Here is a 22,067-nt window from a genome sequence, read left to right on the forward strand (position 1 = left end):
ACCCGCCGCGACGAGCGCGTGCCGCAGGCAGCGCCGCTGCTGGCCAGCTGAACGCCCGGGCAGCTATCTCGCTCAAAACCGGTCCAGGGACGGACCGCTCCACCGCCCGCCGGGCGGTCTCTCCGATTTCGACACAAGCAGGACCAATGCACGACTCTTTCGCCCTCTGGATTCGCTCGTTCCTTCCCGCCCCGCTGAATGCTTCGCCGAAGGAGTGGTTGCGCGCCGCCCTCGGCGTCGCCATCGTCATGCCGCTGGTGTTCTGCAGCGGCTACATGCTGGTCGGCAGTTCGTTGACCCTGCAGATCATGGGGCCAGCCGGCGCCTCGGCGGTGCTGGTGTTCGTCGCCTCGTCCAGCCCGTTCGCCCAGCCATGGGCGGTTCTGGTTGGCAATCTGCTGGCGGCGCTGATCGGCATCAGTCTGGGCATGAGCGGCTTGCCCAGTATCGCCTCGCTGGCGCTGGCGGCTTGCCTGTCGCTGCTCTGTCTGTTCTATCTGCGCTGCCTGCATCCGCCGAGCATCGCGCTGGCGCTGGTGGCGGCGGTGGGCAGCCCGGAGCTGCATCAGCTGGGTTACGCGCTGGTCGGGCCAGTGCTGTTCTATTCGGCGCTCCTGGTGACGGTCGCGCTGGTCTACAACAACCTGACCGGGCATCCCTATCCGAAGCCGCGGCTGAGCCGCGAGAACAGTCATCACACCCGCGACCTGCCGCCGGGCGAGCGCATGAGCTTCACCCATGACGACGTTGACCGGGCGCTGCAGGAATTCGGCGAGTATGTCGACGTCACCCGTGACGACCTCGAACGACTGATCAAGCAGACCGAGAAGCACGCCCTGCGGCGCAGCATGGGCGAGATCACCGCGGCGCACGTGATGTCACGCGATCTGTACTGGCACACGCCGGATACCTTCATCGAGCAGGCCTGGCAGACCCTGCAGGTGCACCGGCTGCGCTCGCTGCCGGTGGTGCAGGGCGACGACCATCGGCTGGTCGGCATCGTCACCCAGGTGGACCTGCTCAAGCACTTCCACCCGCGGCCGGGGCGGCTCAGTTTCGGTCAGCTGAACTTCCTGCGCGGCACCAAGCTACGCGCGATCATGAGTTCGCCAGTAGTCTCGGTGACCGCCGATACGCACATGGTCGAACTGGTTTATCTACTCTCGGATCGCGGCCTGCACTGCCTGCCGGTGGTCGATGCGCAACAGCGCCTGGTCGGCATGATTACCCAGACGGATCTGATCGCCGCGCTGTACCGCAACTGGCTCAAGCAGCTGCCGGACTGAGCGGCCACGAGTCCGGCGCGACGCTCAGATATCGTAGTACCAGCGGGACCAGTCGTAATCGTCGAGGGCTACTTCGCGCAGCAGTTCGATGGCCTTGAGCAACGCGGGCGATTCGCTGGCGCGTGCATGCACCAGGTAGACCGGATAGCTGAACTCCGGCGCCTGCTCCACTCGCTTGAGAAGCCCTTCTTCCAGATAGCGCTGGACCACGCGGGTGCGAAAGTAGCCGCGGCCGCCGCATTGCACCAGATACTGCAAGGCCAGCGGCCCGAGGCTGAATGACAGCGCGGCGCGGGTGTATTCGGGCAGCGCCTGGTTATGCTGCTTGCGAAATGCCGGCCCCCAATCCACGTACAGATACGGCGTTGGATTCTGCGCCTGCACCACCTGGATCAGCTTTTCCTCCAGCAGCTGTTCGACCTGCAGACCGGGCAGGTACTCCGGCTGGTGTACCAGCGCGGCGTCGAGCACGCCGAGGTCGAGCTTCTTCTGCAGCTCTTCGCCGCTGCCCACTTCCAGTCGCACGGCGTGGCCCGGCAGCGCTTGCCGCAGCCGCTGGACCCAGGCCAGCATCAGCGGGTTGCACAGGCTCACCTCGGCGCCGAGCGTGAGCAGTTCGCCATAACCCCGTGGCAGCGGCAGGTCGCGCCGCGCGGCCTCCCAGGTCTGCACCAGCTGGCGGGCATAGGCGGCAAAGCGCTCGCCATCGGCCGTCAGCCGCGCCCCGGCGCGATTGCGCACGAACAGCCGGCAGCTCAGCTGGTTTTCCAGGTTCTGTATGCGCGCGGTGACGGCCGTCTGGGTGATGTGCAGGCGCTCGGCCGTGGCGATGAAGCTGCCGCTGCGAATGATCTCGAGAAAGGTGCGGGCGAGATCAATATCCATGGTCGACCTTAAATGCAGTGAACGTGACGGAACCGATGATTGTAGGGGGTTGTGACCGTCGTGGGGGCGCCCACCTTGAATCGGTGGGCGATCCGCTCACGATCAGTGCGAAGTGCCTTCGGCGAATTCGATCTTGTTGCCGACGTTGTACTTGCCGGAGGGCTTGTTCATCGGGATGCGTTTGACCTCCTCCAGCGTGTTGGCGTCGTAGACGAGGAGGGCGCCGTCGGTGTCCCAGACGCTGAGCAGGGCGTAGCGGCCGTCGTTGGTGAATTCGACGTGGGCGGCGTTCTTGCCCGGCATCGGGCGCAGGGTGTGGGCGACTTCCAGGGTCTGTTTGTCGATCAGGTGCACGGCGTCGTTGTTCGGGCCGAAGAATACGTCGGTCCAGGCATAGGGCGAGTTGGCCTGGCTGCGCATGAAGAAGCCCGGGCCTTCGGTGGGAATCTCCTTGATCAGTTTCCAGGTTTGCAGATCGAGCACCGAGATCAGCCCCTTGCTGACGTTGGGCGTGGCGAACACCCACTTGCCGTCACGTTTCCAGTAGATGCCCGAGCCCAGGTGCGGCATGCCCGGCAGCGGGATGTCGGTGACCGCCTTGCCGGTGTCCAGGTCGATCACCTGGCCGCCGTGGGCCTTGCGCGAGGTGGCCAGCAGGTGGCGGTAGTCGGGGGTGAAGGAGAAGTCGTCGAGGAAGTCGGCGGCCTCGATGCGCCGCGGTTCGAAGGTCGGCTCGCCGGCGTAGGAGAGTTCCCAGGCCTCTTTCACGTCCTTCAGCGCGACCACGAAGCTGTCGCGCGGTGGCGCGGTATACACGGCGCTGACCCGTGACGGCGTGCCATCCTGGCCGACCGCGGGGATGTGCTTGACCAGCGACAGGTCGCGGGCATCGAGCAGCACCAGATTGCCCGGCAGGTAGTTGCCCACCAGCACCCAGCGGCCGTCGTTGCTCACCGCCAGGTTGCGCGTGTTCAGCCCGGCGCGGACCTCGGCGATCATGCTCAGGTTGTGCAAGTCGTAGACGCTGACCCAGCCGTCGCGGGAGGCAAAGTAGACGAAGCGGCCATCCGGCGAGAACTTCGGCCCGCCATGCAGGGCGAAGTGCGACTGGAAGTTCGCCAATTCCTCGAAACGATCACCGTCCAGCACGCGGACGTGGTGATTGCCGGCTTCCACCACGACGAACAGGTTGAGCGGGTCGGCGCCGTGCTGCGGGGTGGTCGGCAGAGTGGCGAGGTCCTTGAGAATGCGGTGGCTGGCGCGGATGTCGGCATCGCTCCAGGTCGGCGGCACGGCCGAGGGCTGATAGAGGTAATCGACCAGGCCGGCGATCTGCGCTTCGTTCAGCACATGGGAGTAGGCGGCCATCTGGCTCGCCGGGCGGCCGTCACGGATCACCGCGTGGGCTTCGGCCGGCTTGATGCGGCTGAGGCTCTCCGGCAACAGCGCCGGCCCGGCGCCGCCGAGGCGGTTGACGCCGTGACAGCTCTGGCAATGCGTTTGGTAGAGCGCCTGGGCGTCGGTCGGCGAGGGGGCCGCGACGGCCATGTCGAGGGCGACGAAGGTGGCGGCCGGCAACGCCGCCGCCAGCAGCAGGGCAGGAATCAGTTGCATGAGGCCTCCGCAATCTTGATCGGATCACCTTGCAGATGTGCCGGGTGCTGAACCTGGCGCTCGGCGAACAGGCCGACCACCCGGCCGATCACGGTCAGGGTCGGCGGCGTGAGGTGCTGCTCGTCGGCCATGCTCGGCAGCTGGCGCAGCGTGCAGCGCACCACCTGCTGGTTCTCGCGGGTGCCGTTGCCGATCAGTGCGGCGGGCGTGTCCACCGGCAGGCCGGCGGCGATCAGGTTGCGCGAGATCTCGCCGAGGCTGGCCAGGCCCATGTAGAACACCAGCGTCTGCCCGCCCTGAGCCAGGGCGTCCCAGGGCAGGTGCAGCTCGCCGTTGGTCTGCAGGTGGCCGGTGATGAACTGGCAGGAATGCGCCAGATCGCGGTGGGTCAGCGGGATGCCGGCATAGGCGCTGCAGCCGGCCGCAGCGGTGATGCCCGGTACTACCTGGCAGTCGATGCCGCGCTGCAGAAGAAATTCCAGTTCCTCGGCACCGCGGCCGAAGATGAACGGGTCGCCGCCCTTGAGTCGCACCACGCGCTTGTTCTGCTGGGCCAGGTCGGCCAGCAGCTGGTTGATCTCCGGCTGCGGCAGGCTGTGGTAGCCACTGGTCTTGCCGACGTAATGGCGGCTGCAGTCGGCCGGCAGCAACGCCATCAACCCGTCGCTGACCAGGCGGTCGTAGACCACTGCGTCGGCCTGTTGCAACAGGCTCCAGGCACGCAGGGTGAGCAGGCCGGGGTCGCCCGGTCCGGCGCCGACCAGAGCGACTTCGCCAGGGGCGAACGCGGCGCTCAGCGAGGCGGGAAATGTGAGTGGCTGGTCCATGCGGTGCTCCTGAATTCTCATCGGGCTTACGGAGTGCGTTGCTGCGGCGCTTGGTCGGCCGCTCGATCGGTCAGATGGCGATGCTGGGAATGCGCTCGGCGGCGGACAGGCCGATCTCCTCGTCGGAGAGGTAGCAGCCCGGGTCTTCGGCCCACAGATCGCCCTGCGCCCAGGCGCGGGTGCGGGTGTTGCCGTTGCAGATCGCCAGCCAGCGGCAGTCGGCGCAGCGACCGCCGACCGCGCGCGGATGCTGGCGCAGCTCCTGCAGCAGCGGCGCCGGCTCGTTCAGCCAGATGTCGCTGAAGCGTTGGCGGCGCACGTTGCCGACGGTGTGCTGCCACCAGTAGGTGTCCGGGTGCACGTCGCCGATGTTGTCGATGTTGGCGATGCCGCTGCCGGAGGCGTTGCCGCCCCAGGCGCGCAGCATGCCTTCCAGGCGGTCGCGATGCTCAGGCAGGCGCTCCTCGACCCACTGCAGCAGCAGGACCGCATCGGCGTCGTTGTTGCCGCTGACGAAATCGGTCTCGCGGCCGTGCTGGACGTCGTCCCAGGCCTGCTCGAAGAGCTGACGCATGGCGTCGCGGGTCATCTGGTGATGGGCGTCTGCCTTGCGACTGCGCTTGCCGCGGCCGCTGTAGTTGAGGTGCGAGAGGTAGAACTTCTGCACGTCGTGTTCGCGCATCAGCGCCAGCAGTGCCGGCAGCTGAGGGTAGTTGTTCTGCGTCAGGGTAGTGCGCAGGCCGACGCGGATGTCGCGTTGGCGGCACAGGTCGATGGCATGCATGGAGGCGGCGAAGCTGCCCTTGAGCTGGCGCCATTCGTCATGCACCGCCTCCAGGCCGTCGATGCTGATGCCCACGTAGCCGAACTGCGCAGCGGCGATACGCTCGATGTTGCTCTCGTCGATCAGCGTGCCGTTGGTGGACAGTGCAACGAAGAAACCCTTGTCACGGGCGTAATCGGCCAGCTGGAAAATGTCGGCCCGCAGCAGCGGTTCGCCGCCGGAGAGTATCAGCACGCGCACACCGGCCTCGTGCAGATCGTCGATCACCTTCAGCGCCTCGGCGGTATCCAGTTCGTCGCGGAACTCGCTGTCGGCGGAGGTCGCGTAACAGTGCTTGCAGGTCAGGTTGCAGCGCCTGAGCAGGTTCCAGATCACCACGGGTGGGCGCTTGCCGCTGGCGCTGCGGGCACCGAGCACCTTGGTGGCCGGTTGGGCCAGGGCGCGCAGGTAATGGCTGATTCTCAACATGGGGCGGCTCCGCTTCGGCAGCGTATCTCACCGGGCGCGCCGTCTCGGGCGCCCGTTCCTTGAGCAGCAGGATCAACGAGCGGGGTAGGGCTGGCCTTGATCGGAAACAATAAAAGTCGCGGGGCGTGGCTGACCGCATCGTCAGCTTCTTGCGGCGGTGTACCGTTGGTCAGAGCAGGGTCAGCAGCACGCCGAGCACCAGTACCAGCGGCCAGGCGAGCAGCAGCAGACGCCACGCCCGCGGAGCGTGGCGCAGCTCCATGAAACCGTCGGTGATCAGCCAGGCCTTGCCGAACGCCGTGAGCAGAACGGCACCAGCCAATGCCAGCGTGGCGCCGGCATTACCCAGCAGCACGGTGGAAACCGACAGCAGTGCCAGGCCGAGCCAGCAGGCCAGCAGAATCTTCGAAGCGGACATGACTTACCTCAGCACGTAGACCAGCGGGAACAGCAGCACCCAGACCATATCCACCATGTGCCAGTAGAGCACGCCGGATTCCAGGCCGCTGTGCTCGTCCGGCCCGTAGGCACCGCGGCGGCAGCGCATGGCCAGCCAGCCGAGAATCACCATGCCCAGCAGCACATGCAGGAAATGAAAGCCGGTCAGAATCCAGTACAGGGTAAAGAAGGTGTTGTGTTCCATGCCCAGGCCGAGCCCGGCCAGGTGGCTGTACTCGTTGAGCTTGAGCACCACGTAGACGCAGGACGTGCCCAGCGCGGCGAGCAGCAACAGCGTCGCGCGCCCGGAGCGGGCTTCGCGCACCTGTTCCACCGCCAGCGCAGCGAACAGCCCGGAGGTAAGCAGGCTCAAGGTCAGCGCCAGGCCGATGGAGCTGTCCAGTGCCGCGCGGCTCTCGCTGAACAGCTCTGGATTGAGCATCTGCGTGGCGGCGAACGCCAGGATCAGGATGGCGAAGACGGTCAGCTCGGCGAGGATGAAGAACCACATCGCCAGGTCGCCCGGCAGGCGCCGGTGCAGTTGGCTGATGGATTCAGGCGAAGTGGACATCGACCACATCCATCAGCGCGGCGACTGTCTGCGGGTCATCCGACAGCGGTTCGGCGAGGCAGGCCAGGCAGGCCTGACGCGGCGTCATGCCGGAGCGGATCATCCGCGCGGTGAAGATCAGCAGGCGGGTCGAGGCGACTTCTTCCAGATCATGCTGCTCCAGCCGGCGTAGCGCCTGGCCGAGCTTGACCACCTGGGCGGCGAGTTCTTCATCCACCTGCGCCTCGTTGGCGACGATGCGCACTTCCTCGGCGGCCGGCGGGTAATCGAAGCGCATCGCCACGAAACGCTGGCGGGTACTCGGCTTCATGCCCTTGAGCAGGTTCTGGTAACCGGGGTTGTAGGACACCACCAGCATGAAACCCGGCGGCGCCTTGAGCGCCTCGCCGGTGCGCTCGATGAACAGCTCACGGCGGTCGTCGGCCAGCGGGTGCAGCACCACGGCGGTGTCCTGGCGCGCCTCGACCACTTCGTCCAGGTAGCAGATGCCGCCCTCACGCACCGCACGGGTCAGCGGGCCATCCTGCCACCAGGTGCCCTGGGCGCCGATCAGGTGACGGCCGACCAGGTCGGCGGCGGAGAGATCGTCATGGCAGGCCACGGTGTACAGCGGCAGGTTCAGCCGATGCGCCATGTGCTGCACGAAGCGGGTCTTGCCGCAGCCGGTCGGGCCTTTGATCAGCACCGGCATGCCGTGCTGCCAGGCCTGCTGGAACAGCTGCTCTTCGTTGCCTAGCGGTTGGTAGAAGGGCGCGTCAGGCGTGCCGGCGGCAGTCGGGATTTCAATCGCATTCACAGGCAAGTACCTCACGGCAGCAGTTGGTTATTTCCATCGCCAAGCTACCGAGCCCACCGACCCCTCTCAAGCCATCCGCCGGCAAAGCTTGATTGCGATCAAGTCTCGCCTCCGATGCCGGCCAATCGAAGCCGATTCCAGACGTTTCGGCCCGTTGCGCCCGCGACAAGGCGTCACGCTCAGGGGGTGCCGGGGGCTCTCTTGATTGTCGTCAAGCGCCTTCGCAACGGCGCTCTCATAGCATCCAAATCGCAAAAAGAAGAAGTCCCCGGGAACTGCCACACCGCCGTAACTAGCAGGAGTCGCCAGAAGCGCTCCCATAGGAGAGAAGGATGAGCAATGTCGGTAAACCTATCCTGGCTGGCCTGATCGCCGGCCTTTCGTTGCTTGGTCTGGCAGTCGCCCAGGCTGCTGCCCCAGAGATGACCGCCGAAGAAAAGGAGGCGGCCAAGCAGATCTATTTCGAACGCTGTGCCGGTTGTCATGGCGTTCTACGTAAAGGAGCCACGGGCAAGAACCTCGAGCCGCACTGGAGCAAGACCGACGCGGATGGCAAGAAGACCGAGGGCGGCACCCTCAACCTGGGCACCAAGCGCCTGGAGAACATCATTGCCTATGGCACCGAGGGCGGGATGGTCAACTATGACGACATCCTGACCAAGGAAGAGATCAACATGATGGCGCGCTACATCCAGAACACCCCGGATGTGCCGCCGGAGTTCTCCCTGCAGGACATGAAGGACAGCTGGAAGCTCATCGTTCCGGTTGATCAGCGTCCGAAGAAGCAGCTGAACAACATCAACCTGAAGAACGTGTTCGCCATCACCCTGCGCGATGCCGGCAAGCTGGCCCTGGTCGACGGCGATACCCACACCATCTGGAAGGTGCTGGACACCGGCTACGCGGTACACATCTCGCGTCTGTCCGCTTCCGGCCGCTACGTCTACACCGTTGGCCGCGACGGCCTGACCACCATCATCGACATGTGGTACGAAGAGCCGACCACCGTCGCCACCGTGCGTCTGGGCTCCGATGCCCGTTCCGTTGACACCTCCAAGTTCAAGGGCTACGAGGACAAGTACCTGATCGGTGGCACCTACTGGCCGCCGCAGTACTCGATCATGGACGGCGAGACCCTGGAGCCGATCAAGGTCGTATCCACCCGCGGTCAGACCGTCGACGGCGAATACCACCCCGAGCCGCGCGTAGCGTCCATCGTCGCTTCGCACATCAAGCCGGAGTGGGTGGTCAACGTGAAGGAAACCGGGCAGATCATCCTGGTCGACTACACCGACCTTAAGAACCTCAAGAGCACCACCATCGAGTCGGCCAAGTTCCTCCACGACGGTGGCTGGGACTACTCCAAGCGCTACTTCATGGTCGCTGCCAACGCCTCCAACAAGGTCGCAGCGGTCGATACCAAGACCGGCAAGCTGGCCGCGCTGGTCGACACCGCGAAGATCCCGCACCCGGGTCGCGGCGCCAACTTCATCCATCCGCAGTTCGGCCCGGTCTGGACCACCGGCCACCTGGGTGACGACGTGATCTCGCTGATCTCCACCGCTTCCGAGGATCCGAAGTACGCCAAGTACAAGGAGCACAACTGGAAGGTGGTGCAGGAACTGAAGATGCCGGGCGCCGGCAACCTGTTCGTCAAGACCCATCCGAAATCGAAGAACCTCTGGGCCGACGCGCCGATGAACCCCGAGCGGGAAGTCGCCGAGTCCGTCTACGTCTACGACCTGGCCGATCTGAGCAAGGAACCCAAGCGTCTCGACGTCGCCAAGGATTCCGGTCTGCCGGAAAGCAAGGCGATCCGTCGCGCCACCCATCCCGAGTACAACGAGGCGGGTAACGAGGTGTGGATCTCCCTGTGGGGCGGCAAGACCGACCAGTCCGCGATCGTGATCTACGACGACAAGACGCTGAAGCTGAAGAAGGTGATCACCGACCCGGCAATCGTCACGCCGACCGGCAAGTTCAACGTCTTCAACACCATGCACGACGTGTACTAATCCGCCCGAGGATTGCCTGTTAACACCCACCGCGCCTGGCGCGGTGGGTCTGGCAAGGGAACAGATTCCATGACAGATCAAGACGGCAACAAGCAAAAGAAGGGCGGCATCCTTGCGCTACTGCGGCGGCCGAGCGCGCGCTACTCGCTCGGCGGCATTCTAGTGGTGGGCATTGTTGCCGGCATCGTCTTCTGGGGCGGCTTCAACACCGCGCTGGAGGCTACCAACACCGAAACCTTCTGCATCTCCTGTCACGAGATGGGGGACAACGTATACCCCGAGTACAAGGAGACCATTCACTACGCCAACCGCACCGGCGTTCGCGCAACCTGCCCGGACTGCCATGTGCCGCGCGACTGGACGCACAAGATGGTGCGCAAGGTCGAGGCCTCCAAGGAGCTGTGGGGCAAGATCGTCGGCACCATCGACACCGCCGAGAAGTTCGAGGCCAAGCGGCTGACCCTGGCGCGTCGCGAATGGGCACGGATGCGGGCATCCGATTCCCGCGAGTGCCGCAACTGCCACAGCCTGGAAAGCATGAGCTCCGACATGCAGAAACAGCGAGCCCGCAAGCAGCATGAGATGGCGCGCGAAGACAACCTGACCTGCATCGCTTGCCACAAAGGCATCGCGCACCACCTGCCCGAAGGTATGACCGAAGAAGACGAAGACTGAACTGCGGTCCGGCGGGCCAGCCAACCATCGATGATGAGGAACCGATTATGAAAAAGACCCTGATGGCCAGCGCGGTGGGGGCGGTAATCGCCTTCGGTGCACAGGCTGCTATGGCCGCGGCACCGGCTGACTGGAGCGCGGTGGCTGCGACCGACGTCACTCTGTTCTACCCCGGCGTATCGCCGGTGGAATGGATCACCAAGGGTACCGAGCACGGTGGCGCCCGGGCCCTGAAGAAAGGCGAGACCTGCGCCGGCTGTCACTCCGAGGAAGTCGCGGACATGGGCGGCAAGATGGCCAGCGGCCAGAAGCTCGAGCCCACGCCGATCGATGGCAAGGCGCCCTTCATCAATGCCAAGGTGCAGGCCGCCAACGACGGCGAGAACCTCTACCTGCGCTTCACCTGGAAACAACCCGCAGCATCTGGTGCGGCGCCGATGGACGCCGACAACCCGGTGAAGATCGCCTACATGCTCGAAGGCGGTTCCAAGGTCCAGCTGGCCGAGGCGGGCGGTTGCTGGGGCAGTTGCCACGGCGACGCGCGGACCATGCCGGGTGCAGCCGATACCAAGACCAAATACGTCAAGGACGGCTCGCTGGCCAACGGGATCTTCTACGACCTGAACCAGTGGCGCAGCGGTGAGAACAAGGCCTTCGACGGCCATGTCGCCACCGAGCGGGTGATGGAGGGCGGCCAGGCCCTGGTCGATGCCCAGGGCCAACTCGATGGCGATACCTGGACGGTGGTGTTCACCCGCAAGTTCGCTGGCGGCGAGGGCGACGTGACACTGGCTCCGGGCAACGTCTACAACTTCGGCTTCGCCATCCACGACGACAACGCCACCGGGCGCTACCACCACGTTTCGCTCGGCTACACGCTGGGTATCGACGCCCAGGGCGATATCACCGCCGCCAAGCAGTAACCAGGCGGCAAGCAACGGGCCGGCGCAATGCCGGCCTTGTGCTTTTCCGGTGTCCGAGCGGCCGGCGACGGCGCAACCGTGCCGATGGGATGATTTGATTGCAATCAAGGAACCGGCATGGCGGCTCATTCATTCTGAGCCTGCCCGCACGGGTCGCGAAGCAGCCGTTCGAAGTCCCGGAACCCACAAACAATGACCAAGGACAAAAGGTTGCCTAGCACAAGCGGTAAATTTACCGTGCACTTGCTCAGTGCGTTTTGCTGAGCACCCTTTGGGTGAGCGGTAACGCTCTCCCCTTTAGCCTTGAGGAAAAGATCTAATGAAGAAAATCCTTATCCCGATGCTCGCCCTGGGCGGCGCGCTGACCCTGCAGCCGGCACTGGCGCAGGATGGTGAGGCGCTGTTCAAGAGCAAGCCTTGCGCGGCTTGCCACAGCATCGATGCCAAGCTGGTCGGTCCGGCGTTCAAGGAAGTCGCCGCCAAGTACGCAGGACAGGACGGCGCTGCCGACCTGCTGGCCGGCCACATCAAGAACGGCAGCCAGGGCGTCTGGGGTCCGATCCCGATGCCGCCGAACGCCGTCACCGAAGAGGAAGCCAAGACCCTCGCCGAGTGGGTTCTTAGCCTCAAGTAAGCTGCACGGAGGACGCCATGACAGTTGCCCGACACGCCGTTTCACGTCTGGGACTGGCCCTGGCGTCCTTTCTCCTGTTTCCCCTTGCCCTGGCCGCAGCACCCGCTGCCGAACGCCGGGCAACGCTCGACCATCTGCTGCTTCAGGACTGTGGCTCCTGCCATGGCCTGCGCATGACCGGCGGTCTCGGCCCCGCGCTCACCCGCGAGGCGTTGGCCGGCAAACCCCGTGACAGTCTGATCGCCACCGTTACCCACGGCCGCCCTGGTACCGCCATGCCCGGTTGGAATGCGCTGCTCGACGAGCAGGACATCGCCTGGCTGGTCGACCGCCTGCTCGAAGGATATCCCAAGCCATGATTCGTCCTTTTCTGCTGCTGGCTGCGGCCGGTCTGCTCGCGGCCTGTGCACAGCAACCGCTGCGCGGCACCGGAGACCTGGGCGTGGTGGTGGAACGTGCCACCGGCAGCCTGCAGATCATCGAGAGCAGCAGCCAGAGCCAGCTCGCCCGCGTCGAGGGCCTGGGCGACCTGTCCCACGCCTCGGTGGTGTTCTCCCGCGATCAGCGCTACGCCTACGTTTTCGGCCGCGACGGCGGGCTGAGCAAGGTCGACCTGCTGCGTCAGCGCATCGATCGTCGCGTCATCCAGGGCGGCAACAGCATCGGTGGCGCCATCAGCCAGGACGGCACGCTGATCGCTGTCGGCAACTACGAGCCGGGCGGGGTCAAGGTCTTCGATGCCAAGACCCTGGAGCTGGTCGCCGACATACCGGCTACGCCGCTGGCCGATGGCAGCCGCAATTCGCGGGTGGTCGGCGTGATCGACGTGCCCGGCCGGCGCTTCATCTACAGCCTGTTCGATACCGATGAGACCTGGCTGCTGGATTTCAGTCAGGGCAACCAGCCGCAGATCACTCGTTTCGAGGGTATCGGCCGCCAGCCCTACGATGCGCTGCTGACGCCGGAAGGGCGCTACTACATCGCCGGCCTGTTCGGCGAGGATGGCATGGCCAAGATCGATCTTTGGCATCCCGAGCGTGGTGTGGAGCGCATTCTCGATGGCTATGGCCGCGGCCAGCAGAAATTGCCGGTCTACAAGATGCCGCACCTGGAAGGCTGGACCGTGGCCGGCAACCAGACCTTCGTTCCCGCCGTCGGCCAGCATCGCGTGCTGGTGATGGATTCCGAGAAGTGGCAGCAGACCGACGCCATCGACGTCGCCGGCCAGCCGATCTTCGTCATGGCGCGACCGGACGCGCGGCAGATCTGGGTCAACTTCGCGCACCCCGACAACGGCAAGGTCCAGGTCATCGACAGCGAGACCCACGAGATCATCGCCGATCTGGAACCGGGCCCGGCGGTGCTGCACATGGAGTTCACCGCCCGTGGCGACCAGCTCTGGCTGTCGGTGCGCGATGGCGAGGAAATCCAGGTCTGGGACCCCTACACCCTGAAGCTGCTCAAGCGACTGCCGGCGCAGAGTCCGAGCGGCATCTTCTTCAGCAGCCGCGCCCACGAGACGGGGTTGTGACATGCAGATCGACGCCCTCAGCCGCCGCCTGATCGACCGCTACCAGCACGGCATGCCGCTGTGCGCCGAGCCTTACCGCGCCATGGCCGAGGAACTGGGCTGCAGCGAGCACGAGGTGCTCGCCTGTCTCCGACAGCTGCACGAGGGCGGTGGCCTGTCGCGCATCGGCCCGGTGTTCGAGCACAGCCGTGCCGGCGCCAGCACCCTGGTCGCGCTGGCCGTGCCCGAGGCTCGGCTGGAGCAGATCGCGGCGCGCATCAATGCGTTCCCCGAGGTCAACCACAACTACCTGCGCGAGCATCGCTACAACCTCTGGTTCGTGCTGACCGGGCCGGATCGGCCACACCTCGACCGGCTGCTGGCCGAAATCGAGGCCGATACCGGGCTGACCCCGCTCGACCTGCCGATGCAGCAGGCCTTTCGCATCGACCTCGGCTTTCCGCTGGGAGATCCATCATGACCGGTTGTCTCAATGACCTGCAGGCGCTGCAGCTGCGTCGCCTGCTCGAGGGTGGCCTGCCGCTGGCCGCGCGGCCTTATCAGCGGCTCGCCGAGCAGATCGGCAGCGTCGAGGCGCAGGTCCTCGAACAGATCCAATGCTGGCAGGAAGAAGGGCTGTTCCGCCGCTTCGGCCTGGTGCTCAAGCATCGCGCGCTGGGTTTTCGCGCCAACGCCATGCTGGTGATGGACATCCCCGATGCACAGGTCGACGAAGTCGGGCGGCGGCTCGGCTTGGCCGCCGGCGTCAATCTCTGTTACCAGCGCCCGCGGCGTCTGCCGCAGTGGCCCTACAATCTGTTTTGCATGGTCCATGGCCGCGAGCGCGAGCAGGTCTGCCGGCTGATCGAGCGCCTGCTGGCGGACAACGGCCTGAGCGATGTGCCGCATCAGCTGCTGTTCAGCACGCGGGCCTTCAAACAGTGCGGTGGCCGTTTTGCACCGCCGCTGCCCGAGGTCGCCAATGGATGAATTCGACCGGCTGCTGATCAATCGTCTGCAGCATGGCCTGCCGCTGGTGCGCCACCCCTGGGAGGCCCTGGCCGAGGAGCTGGGCAGCACGTCCGAGGACCTGCGCGAGCGGGTCCAGGCATTGCTCGACGACGGCACGCTGACCCGTTTCGGGCCAATGTTCGACATCGACCGGCTTGGCGGCGCCTTCACCCTGGCCGCGCTGTCGGTGCCGGAGGCGCGCTTCGACGATGTTGCCGCGCAGCTGGAGGCCATGCCCGAAGTGGCACACAACTACCGCCGCGAACACCGCTGGAACATGTGGTTCGTGCTCGGTTGCGAGACCCCGCAGGGCATCGCCGAGAGCATCGCGCGCATCGAGGCCAAGACCGGCCTGGCGGTGCTGAATCTGCCGAAAGAGGAAACCTTCCATGTCGGTTTGCACTTCCCCGTCTGACGATGGCCTGACCCGCCGCCTGATCGAGCTGACCGAGGCCGGGCTGCCGCTGGTGACCGATCCCTGGGCCTGGCTCGCCGGGGAGCTGGGCATCGACGTCGACGCCACCCTGGCGCTGCTGCAGCGGCTGCAGGCGGACGGCGCGATCCGGCGTATCGCGGCGATACCCAACCACTACCGCCTCGGCTACCGGCACAACGGCATGACCGTGTGGGACGTCGACGACGCCGAGATCGCGCGACTGGGTGCGCTGATCGGTGCCCAGCCTTTCGTCAGTCACTGCTATCGCCGACCACGGCAGGAAGGCTGGCCATACAACCTGTTCGCCATGGTGCATGGGCGTGATGCCAGTGATATCGAGGCCTACCGCAACCAGATTCGTGCGCTGCTGGGCAACGCCTGCCGGGCCAACGAGATGCTGGTGTCCAGCCGCATCCTGAAGAAGACCGGCCTGCGCCTGGCGACTCAACGCCGCGCCTGAATCTCGGCCTGCCGGCGCCCATCGGGGTGTTGGCAGTGCCTGCGTGCGATCGCCGCGCGGGCCACTCATATAGCCACGGTCACGCCGCCGAAAATTCAGGCCAGTGACCCGCAGCGCGCTGCAGCCCCCGTGGCGTCTGGCTTTGCGCTCCTCCTGCAGGGTCTCCAGAAAGCCCTACTGCCACGTTCAGGTTTTTCTTGATTGCCATCAAGCAGGTTTCGATAGCCCCCTTCTTAAACTGGCCACGCCAAGCCATGAGGAGGCGACCATGTCCGAGACCTTCACCAAAGGAATGGCCAGGAATATCTACTTCGGAGGAAGCGTGTTCTTCTTCCTGGTGTTCCTCGGTCTTACCTACCACACAGAGCAGACTTTCCCCGAACGCACGAACGAATCGGAAATGACCGAAGCGGTAGTACGCGGCAAGGCAGTCTGGGAAAACAATAACTGCATCGGCTGCCACAGCCTGCTCGGTGAAGGCGCTTACTTCGCGCCGGAGTTGGGCAACGTGTTCGTCCGTCGTGGTGGTGAAGAGGCCTTCAAGCCCTTCCTGCACGCCTGGATGAAGGCCCAGCCACTCGGCGCCCCCGGTCGTCGTGCGATGCCCCAGTTCAATCTGACCGAACAGCAAGTTGACGATATGGCGGAGTTCCTCAAGTGGACTTCGAAGATCGATACCAACAACTGGCCGCCAAACAGGGAGGGTTGATTGATGGACGTCTTTGTTTCCGATTTCACTGGAGGGGCCACGAGATGAGCATCATCAATCCGCATCTCAAATTCCAATCGCAGGCCGTTGCCAAACCCTACTTCGTGTTTGCACTGATCCTGTTCGTCGGTCAGATCCTGTTCGGTCTGATCATGGGGCTGCAGTACGTCATCGGTGACTTCCTGTTCCCGCTGCTGCCCTTCAACGTGGCACGGATGGTTCACACCAACCTGCTGATCGTCTGGTTGCTGTTCGGCTTCATGGGTGCCGCCTACTACCTCATTCCCGAGGAAGCGGACCGCGAACTGCACAGTCCGAAACTGGCCATCATCCTGTTCTGGGTGTTCGCCGCGGCCGGCGTGCTGACCATTCTCGGTTATCTCTTCGTGCCCTATGCCGGGCTGGCGGAAATGACCAAGAACGAACTGCTGCCAACCATGGGGCGCGAGTTCCTCGAGCAGCCGACGATCACCAAGATCGGCATCGTGGTGGTGGCCCTGGGCTTCCTCTACAACGTCGGCATGACCATGCTCAAGGGTCGCAAGACCGTGGTCAGCACGGTGATGATGACCGGCCTGATCGGCCTCGCGGTGTTCTTCCTGTTCTCCTTCTACAACCCCGAGAACCTGGCACGCGACAAGTACTACTGGTGGTTCGTCGTGCACCTGTGGGTGGAAGGCGTGTGGGAACTGATCATGGGTTCGATGCTGGCCTTCGTCCTGATCAAGATCACCGGCGTGGACCGCGAAGTGGTCGAGAAGTGGCTGTACGTGATCATCGCCATGGCTCTGATCACCGGCATCATCGGTACGGGTCACCACTTCTTCTGGATCGGCGCACCGACCGTGTGGCTGTGGCTGGGCTCGATCTTCTCCGCCCTGGAACCGCTGCCGTTCTTCGCCATGGTGCTGTTCTCGCTGAACATGGTTAACCGTCGTCGCCGCGAGCATCCGAACAAGGCCGCTTCGCTGTGGGCCATCGGCACCACCGTGACTGCATTCCTCGGTGCCGGCGTGTGGGGCTTCCTGCACACCCTGGCTCCGGTGAACTACTACACCCACGGTTCGCAGCTGACTGCCGCACACGGCCACCTGGCCTTCTACGGTGCCTACGCGATGATCGTGATGACCATGATCAGCTACGCCATGCCGCGTCTGCGTGGCCTGGGCGAAGCACCGGATGCACGTGCTCAGCGCATCGAAGTCTGGGGCTTCTGGCTGATGACCATCTCCATGGTCGCGATCACCCTGTTCCTCACCGCAGCCGGCGTGGTGCAGGTGTGGCTGCAGCGGATCCCTGCCGATGGCGCTGCCATGTCGTTCATGAACACCGCTGACCAGCTGGCCATCTTCTTCTGGCTGCGTCTGATCGCCGGGGTGTTCTTCCTGATCGGCCTGGTCTGCTACCTGTACAGCTTCCGCCAGCGCGGTCGGGTACCGGTCGTAGCAGCTGCCGCCGCGGCCTGAGACGAGTCGCAATGAGGATCGACGGCCCGACTGGTAACAGCGGGCCGTTTTGCTTTTTCAGTGCCTGCACGGAGTAACCGCCATGGCCTTTACCATCGAAGTGGAAGAGTGGGTCGGTAGTGTCTGGCACCGCTTCATCACCCGTCGCGCCAACCCGGATTTTCCGGAAGCACGGGTCGATCTCGAGAGCATGCAGCGGCCGCTGTCGCTGCTGTTCCGCGCCATGGGTGGCGCCAGCGGTGTCGGCGTCGAAGCCGCCAGCGCGCGTGACATGCTCGTGCGGCGCAACCTGCTGCAGCAGGTCGCCGGCACCTGCAAGCAACTGCCGGTGGCCTGGTGCGACGCCAGTAACCTGCGGTTGCCGCAGAGCCTGGCGGTCTATCCGGAAACCTCGCTGAACCAGGATCTGTATCGCTGGCTGGCGCTGCTCGCCGCGCAGGCCGGGCCGATGCGCCACTGGGCGCGCGACAACCAGCGCTGGACGCAGGCAATCCTTGAACATTTTCCGGCCATGCGCCCGCGCTATCAGCGCTTGGTCGAAGCCCATCTGCAGCTGCGCCCGGACCCGAGCCAGCTGCCCAAGGCCGAGGCCGCGCTGGAAGCGGCGCTGTGCCAGGCCCTGCGCGAGCCGGGCAGCGTCAGCCAGTTTCCACGCAGCGAGCGCGCGCCCTGGCCGCTGCCGCTGTGGCTGTATCCGGCGGACAATCTTGGTGAACCCCAGGCCGCCCAGCGCGCCGAAGAGGGTGAGGGCAATCTGGAAACCCCACCCGGCGGCGAATCGCGCCAGCGCAAGCGCGCCCGGCGGGTGGGCGAGAGCTCCAGCAAGGGTGGCCTGCTGCTGTTCCGTCTGGAGAACCTGTTCAGCTGGTCCGAGCACATCGAGCTGGACCGCTGCGGCGACGACACCGAGGACCTGGACGCAGCCCGTGTCGCCGAGGATCTCGACGAGCTGGCGCTGTCCCGTCAGCGTATGCGCCAGGGCGGCGGACTGAAGCTGGACCTGGACCTGCCGGCCGCGGATTTCGACGATGTGCCGCTGGGCGAAGGCATCAAGCTGCCCGAGTGGGACTATCGCAAGCAGTGCCTGCAGAAGGATTTCGTCAACCTGCAGCTGATGCTGCCTCGCGGCGCCGAGGCCAAGCCGTTGCCGCTGCACCTGTCGCCCCTGGCGCGGCGCCTGCGCCGGCAGTTCGAGCACTTGCGCAACGACCGCCAGTGGCTGCGTCAGCAACCCCAGGGTTCCGAACTGGACATGCAGGCCTGGCTCGATTTTCACGTCGAGCGGCAGAACGGCCAGTGCGCCGAACGCGGCCTGTTCATGGAACAACGGCAGAATCGCCGCGACCTGGCCTGCCTGCTGCTGGCCGACCTGTCCATGTCCACCGACGCGCATCTGGACAACGAGCACCGAGTGATCGATGTGGTCATCGACAGCCTGCTGCTGTTCGGCGAAGCACTGTCGGCGGTGGGCGATCCCTTTGCGCTGTACGGCTTCTCCTCGCTGCGTCGCCAGCAGGTGCGCATGCAGGAGCTGAAGAGCTTCCGCCAGCCCTATGGCGATGAAACCCGCGGCCGTATCCAGGCGCTCAAGCCCGGCTATTACACCCGCATGGGTGCGGCCATCCGCCAGGCCACCGAGCTGCTTGGCAACTGCAAGCAGCGGCGCAAGCTGTTGCTGCTGGTCACCGACGGCAAGCCGAACGATCTGGACCTCTATGAAGGCCGCTACGGCGTCGAAGATACCCGCCAGGCCGTCATGGAAGCGCGCAAGCAGGGTCTGCTGCCGTTCTGCATCACCATCGACCGCGAGGCCGGTGACTATCTGCCGTACATGTTCGGCGCCAACGGCTACACCCTGATCAAGGAGCCGCAACAGCTGCCGTTCCGGCTGCCGCAGCTGTACAAGCAGCTGACCCAGTCGTAACGCGCTTCACCCCTCCACAGCGGTGTTCGCGACGCGTTTGCCGTGCCGCGAACCTCGTCTCTCAGCGGATCTCGATGCGTTCGAGCAGGTGCTGCTTGGCCGTGCTGTCGCCAACCCGTGCCGCTTCGTCGGCCAGGCGCAGCGCGCGTTCGAGGTTCTTCTGCGCCAGCGCGGCATCGATCGCCTGGCGATAGTACGCCGAGGTCTCCGGCAGCACCGTCGGCGCCGGCGCGCTGGGCAGTTCGTTGCCCATCTCCTGGCCGATGCTGTAGCCCGGTACGTAGCCCTTGGCGGTCGAGCCGGCGGCGTTGTCGGGGATCATCACCAGCCGGATCACGCCTGCTGGCGAGTGCTTCGCCACCGGGTCGGGGATGCTCGGCGGCTCGTTGCCCAGCGCCTTGGCGTAGGCCTTGGCCGGGTGCTGCAGCACGGTCTGGCCGGCCATCTGCGCGTCGCTGGTGTAGAGGATCAGGTAGCGCTCGTTGCCCGGATGATCGGGCTGCGAGCGATCGATGCGCAGGCGCGCGTCGAGGCTGTCGCCCTTGAGCCCGGTCGGCGGTACGTAGGCGAAGTCGTCGGCGTCGAGCAGGCGGGTCGGGCGCATGCGGCTGTCGAGCAGCATGGCGTTGGGCGCCAGCACGCTGCTGCCGGCCTGGCTGTAGAGCCGGATCTCGAACGAGGGGCCGCCGGCCGGCAGGGCGAAGGCGCGGAAGAAGCTCTTGCCGGTCTTGAAACTGTAGGCCGGCGCCTGGGTGTCGATCAGTACGTCACCGGCGAAACCGGCTTCGAGCGGCTCGAACGGCAACTGCTCGATACCGCTGCAGCAGGTCGGCGCGGCGGCCAGCGCGCTACGGGCTTGCTCGATGGGCCGTTCCAGCGGCTTGGGGCTGGCGGTGAGGGCATCGACCCGGCGCAGCGGCTCGCTGCTGCAACCGGCGAGCGCCAGGGCCAATAGCCCGGCGGTAAGGAAGGACAAGCGATGCATGGTGGTTCTCCGAACAAAAAATGCCCCGACCTGCCAGCGTCGGGGCAAAGGCACCGTCTGGACGGTGGGAGCGGAAAGGGCGCCGTCGCGGTCGGTCCGCGACGGCACTTAAACGTTGCGGCTTACCACCAGGCCTCGGCCTGCACGCCGAAGGTCAGGCCGTCGTCGTCACCGGCATCGATGGACTCGCTGGCCGCCTGGTAACGGCCGCCGTCCCACTGCGCGTAGGTGGCGAACACGCGGATCTGCGGGCGCGCCCAGAAGCTGTTGCCGGCCGACCACTGCTGGGCCAGGGTGAGCTTCTTCAGGTCGCGGGTGCTTTCGCCGTCGGCCTGCGGATCGACGCGGTCGTAACCGAACTCCAGCGCGGTGCTCATCACGTCGCTCCACTTGTACACCGGGCGCACGCCGAAGCTGGCCCAGGTCTGCCCGGAGTCGTTGTCGAAGTCGCGGTCCTCGTAGATCTGCACGTACATCATCTCGATGTTGTCGCTCAGGCCCACCACGCCCTGGTTGACCAGGCGGAACATCTTGCCGTCGCTGTTACCGGTGCTGTTGCGCCCGCTGCTACCGATGATGCCGTCGGTGCCGTATTGCAGGGCGAGCTTGTTGTAGCCGCCGAACCAGTCGCTCTGGGTGTGCTCGAGGGTGACCAGATGACCCTTCTGGTCCTCGTAGCCGGGGTCGCGTTCCTGCTCGTCGGTAAGGTTGGCCTTGCCATAGTCGTAGCCGATTTCCAGCTTGCCGCCCGGGTTGACGTCGATCTCGGCGAGGCGGAAGTCGAGGGTGTCGTTGGCCAGGTTGGTGCCGGTGCCCGAGCCCTGGTAGACCCACTCGCCGTCGGTGTTGCGGATCCACGCCACGCTGGCCTTGGCGAAGCCCAGGTCGATGTCCTCGATACCGGCGCCGGGGCCGGAGACATCCCAGTAGTAGTAGTCGTTGATGTGCACGTCATGGCGCTTGTAGTAGCGCTTGCCGGCCCAGATCGCCGCGCCCGGCAGGCTCGGGATGAGGTTCTTGCCGACCACGTTGAACTGGCGGATGGAGGTGGTGCCGGCCTCGTCGAAGGGGTTGTTCTCGCCGCCGTCGGTATCGGTGCCGCCGGCTTCCCAGTCGTTACCCTGGTCGGAGCGGTAGGCGATCATGCTGTCGACGTAGAAGCTGCGGTTGCCTTCGCTCCACACCTCCTGGCCGAGGCCGATCTCGGCGTACGTTTCGCATTCGTTGCCCAGACGATATTTCGCCGGAGCGCCGGCGGCCTGGAAACAGGCCTGGTCGCCGCCGCCCGCCGTGGCGCCGACGCCCGAGCGCAGGTAACCGTGGAAGTCGACCGCCAGGGCCGGGCCGCTGACCAGCAGGGCGGCGAGCAGGCAGGCGGGTTTGCGGGCAAAGCTTGGGTGCGCGGTGTGCTTCATGACGAGGTCCTTGTTTTTCTTGTTAATGCCGAATCGATCACGCCGTCGCTGCCAGCCAGGGGCGGCGCAGCTCGGTGGCAGAAGCCTCGGGGAAAGGGCAGGGGGCGGCATCCTCCCGGCAGCGGATTTCGTTGGCGCAGGGTGAGGGCGTACCAGGGATGAGAACGGCGTAATCCCCGGGGCGGGGATGAGACGGGAGGGGCGCAGATGATTGCCAGGGGCCTTCGGCCTGGCC

At 65.4% G+C, this 22,067-nt stretch carries 23 protein-coding genes; 14 read left to right on the top strand and 9 right to left on the bottom strand.

What is annotated here, in order from left to right:
* The first annotated feature begins 146 nt into the window (after positions 1-146).
* On the top strand, positions 147-1,286 hold the full coding sequence (locus tag LO50_RS13855; RefSeq protein WP_014819164.1) for an HPP family protein: 1,140 nt from the start codon (positions 147-149) through the stop codon (positions 1,284-1,286).
* A 24-nt stretch (positions 1,287-1,310) separates the two neighbouring features.
* Here LO50_RS13855 and LO50_RS13860 read toward each other — a convergent pair whose 3' ends face one another.
* The 7 genes from LO50_RS13860 to LO50_RS13890 all read right to left on the bottom strand — a co-directional run bounded on the left by LO50_RS13860 (position 1,311) and on the right by LO50_RS13890 (position 7,669).
* On the bottom strand, positions 1,311-2,171 hold the full coding sequence (locus LO50_RS13860; RefSeq protein WP_013983988.1) for a LysR family transcriptional regulator: 861 nt from the start codon (positions 2,169-2,171) through the stop codon (positions 1,311-1,313).
* Between the two features lie 102 nt (positions 2,172-2,273).
* Positions 2,274-3,785, bottom strand: coding sequence for a nitrite reductase (locus LO50_RS13865; RefSeq protein ID WP_044315373.1), 1,512 nt, complete (start codon positions 3,783-3,785; stop codon positions 2,274-2,276).
* Positions 3,776-4,612 (bottom strand): uroporphyrinogen-III C-methyltransferase, encoded by an 837-nt coding sequence (gene cobA, locus LO50_RS13870; RefSeq protein ID WP_044315374.1) that lies wholly within the window; start codon positions 4,610-4,612, stop codon positions 3,776-3,778. Before cobA ends, LO50_RS13865 begins: the two co-directional genes overlap by 10 nt.
* 70 nt (positions 4,613-4,682) lie before the next feature.
* Positions 4,683-5,864: a heme d1 biosynthesis radical SAM protein NirJ gene (gene nirJ / locus LO50_RS13875; protein WP_044315375.1), complete on the bottom strand. Its 1,182-nt coding sequence runs from the start codon at positions 5,862-5,864 to the stop codon at positions 4,683-4,685.
* A gap of 169 nt (positions 5,865-6,033) precedes the next feature.
* A complete protein-coding gene (locus LO50_RS13880; RefSeq protein WP_044315376.1) occupies positions 6,034-6,282 on the bottom strand; it encodes a cytochrome C oxidase subunit IV family protein in 249 nt (82 codons plus the stop codon).
* A gap of 3 nt (positions 6,283-6,285) precedes the next feature.
* Positions 6,286-6,873: a cytochrome c oxidase subunit 3 family protein gene (locus LO50_RS13885; protein WP_044315377.1), complete on the bottom strand. Its 588-nt coding sequence runs from the start codon at positions 6,871-6,873 to the stop codon at positions 6,286-6,288.
* Entirely contained in the window at positions 6,857-7,669 is an 813-nt protein-coding gene (locus LO50_RS13890) for a CbbQ/NirQ/NorQ/GpvN family protein (protein ID WP_003298723.1), read from the bottom strand. Before LO50_RS13890 ends, LO50_RS13885 begins: the two co-directional genes overlap by 17 nt.
* A gap of 332 nt (positions 7,670-8,001) precedes the next feature.
* On the opposite strand from LO50_RS13890, the gene LO50_RS13895 reads away from it, so the two are divergent.
* The 13 genes from LO50_RS13895 (at position 8,002) to LO50_RS13955 (ending at position 19,432) form a co-directional block, all read left to right on the top strand.
* Positions 8,002-9,684 (top strand): cytochrome D1 domain-containing protein, encoded by a 1,683-nt coding sequence (locus LO50_RS13895; RefSeq protein WP_044315378.1) that lies wholly within the window; start codon positions 8,002-8,004, stop codon positions 9,682-9,684.
* 69 nt (positions 9,685-9,753) lie between these two features.
* Positions 9,754-10,359, top strand: a complete 606-nt coding sequence (locus LO50_RS13900; RefSeq protein WP_003298726.1) for a cytochrome c3 family protein — start codon at positions 9,754-9,756, stop codon at positions 10,357-10,359.
* Positions 10,360-10,406: 47 nt separating this feature from the next.
* On the top strand, positions 10,407-11,282 hold the full coding sequence (locus LO50_RS13905) for an ethylbenzene dehydrogenase-related protein (RefSeq protein WP_003298728.1): 876 nt from the start codon (positions 10,407-10,409) through the stop codon (positions 11,280-11,282).
* 319 nt (positions 11,283-11,601) lie between these two features.
* Positions 11,602-11,916, top strand: coding sequence for a c-type cytochrome (locus tag LO50_RS13910; RefSeq protein ID WP_044315379.1), 315 nt, complete (start codon positions 11,602-11,604; stop codon positions 11,914-11,916).
* A gap of 17 nt (positions 11,917-11,933) precedes the next feature.
* Positions 11,934-12,275, top strand: coding sequence for a c-type cytochrome (locus tag LO50_RS13915; RefSeq protein ID WP_044315380.1), 342 nt, complete (start codon positions 11,934-11,936; stop codon positions 12,273-12,275).
* The gene (locus LO50_RS13920; protein WP_044315381.1) at positions 12,272-13,447 is read left to right on the top strand and encodes a cytochrome D1 domain-containing protein; all 1,176 of its coding nucleotides are present in this window, start codon (positions 12,272-12,274) and stop codon (positions 13,445-13,447) included. The genes LO50_RS13915 and LO50_RS13920 overlap by 4 nt, the downstream gene beginning before the upstream one ends.
* A gap of 1 nt (position 13,448) precedes the next feature.
* Positions 13,449-13,907 (top strand): Lrp/AsnC family transcriptional regulator, encoded by a 459-nt coding sequence (locus tag LO50_RS13925; RefSeq protein ID WP_003298734.1) that lies wholly within the window; start codon positions 13,449-13,451, stop codon positions 13,905-13,907.
* Positions 13,904-14,416: a siroheme decarboxylase subunit beta gene (gene ahbB / locus LO50_RS13930; RefSeq protein ID WP_003298735.1), complete on the top strand. Its 513-nt coding sequence runs from the start codon at positions 13,904-13,906 to the stop codon at positions 14,414-14,416. The genes LO50_RS13925 and ahbB (LO50_RS13930) overlap by 4 nt, the downstream gene beginning before the upstream one ends.
* The gene (locus tag LO50_RS13935) at positions 14,409-14,852 is read left to right on the top strand and encodes an Lrp/AsnC family transcriptional regulator (protein WP_044315382.1); all 444 of its coding nucleotides are present in this window, start codon (positions 14,409-14,411) and stop codon (positions 14,850-14,852) included. The genes ahbB (LO50_RS13930) and LO50_RS13935 overlap by 8 nt, the downstream gene beginning before the upstream one ends.
* Entirely contained in the window at positions 14,827-15,333 is a 507-nt protein-coding gene (gene ahbB / locus LO50_RS13940) for a siroheme decarboxylase subunit beta (protein WP_044315383.1), read from the top strand. The genes LO50_RS13935 and ahbB (LO50_RS13940) overlap by 26 nt, the downstream gene beginning before the upstream one ends.
* Before the next feature lie 268 nt (positions 15,334-15,601).
* Entirely contained in the window at positions 15,602-16,042 is a 441-nt protein-coding gene (locus tag LO50_RS13945; protein ID WP_014819180.1) for a c-type cytochrome, read from the top strand.
* 44 nt (positions 16,043-16,086) lie between these two features.
* The gene (locus LO50_RS13950; protein ID WP_014819181.1) at positions 16,087-17,508 is read left to right on the top strand and encodes a cbb3-type cytochrome c oxidase subunit I; all 1,422 of its coding nucleotides are present in this window, start codon (positions 16,087-16,089) and stop codon (positions 17,506-17,508) included.
* 82 nt (positions 17,509-17,590) lie between these two features.
* Positions 17,591-19,432, top strand: a complete 1,842-nt coding sequence (locus LO50_RS13955) for a nitric oxide reductase activation protein NorD (RefSeq protein WP_044315384.1) — start codon at positions 17,591-17,593, stop codon at positions 19,430-19,432.
* Positions 19,433-19,493: 61 nt separating this feature from the next.
* Here the strand turns inward: LO50_RS13955 and LO50_RS13960 are convergent, their stop codons facing one another.
* Together LO50_RS13960 and LO50_RS13965 are read right to left on the bottom strand one after the other, a co-directional pair.
* Positions 19,494-20,417 carry a MalM family protein gene (locus LO50_RS13960; protein ID WP_044315385.1) on the bottom strand — a complete coding sequence of 308 codons (924 nt, stop codon included), beginning with the start codon at positions 20,415-20,417 and terminating at the stop codon, positions 19,494-19,496.
* A 122-nt stretch (positions 20,418-20,539) separates the two neighbouring features.
* Positions 20,540-21,832, bottom strand: a complete 1,293-nt coding sequence (locus tag LO50_RS13965; RefSeq protein ID WP_042923959.1) for a maltoporin — start codon at positions 21,830-21,832, stop codon at positions 20,540-20,542.
* Positions 21,833-22,067 lie beyond the last annotated feature (235 nt).

Origin of the sequence: Stutzerimonas stutzeri (assembly GCF_000935215.1) — a bacterium.
GTDB lineage: Bacteria > Pseudomonadota > Gammaproteobacteria > Pseudomonadales > Pseudomonadaceae > Stutzerimonas.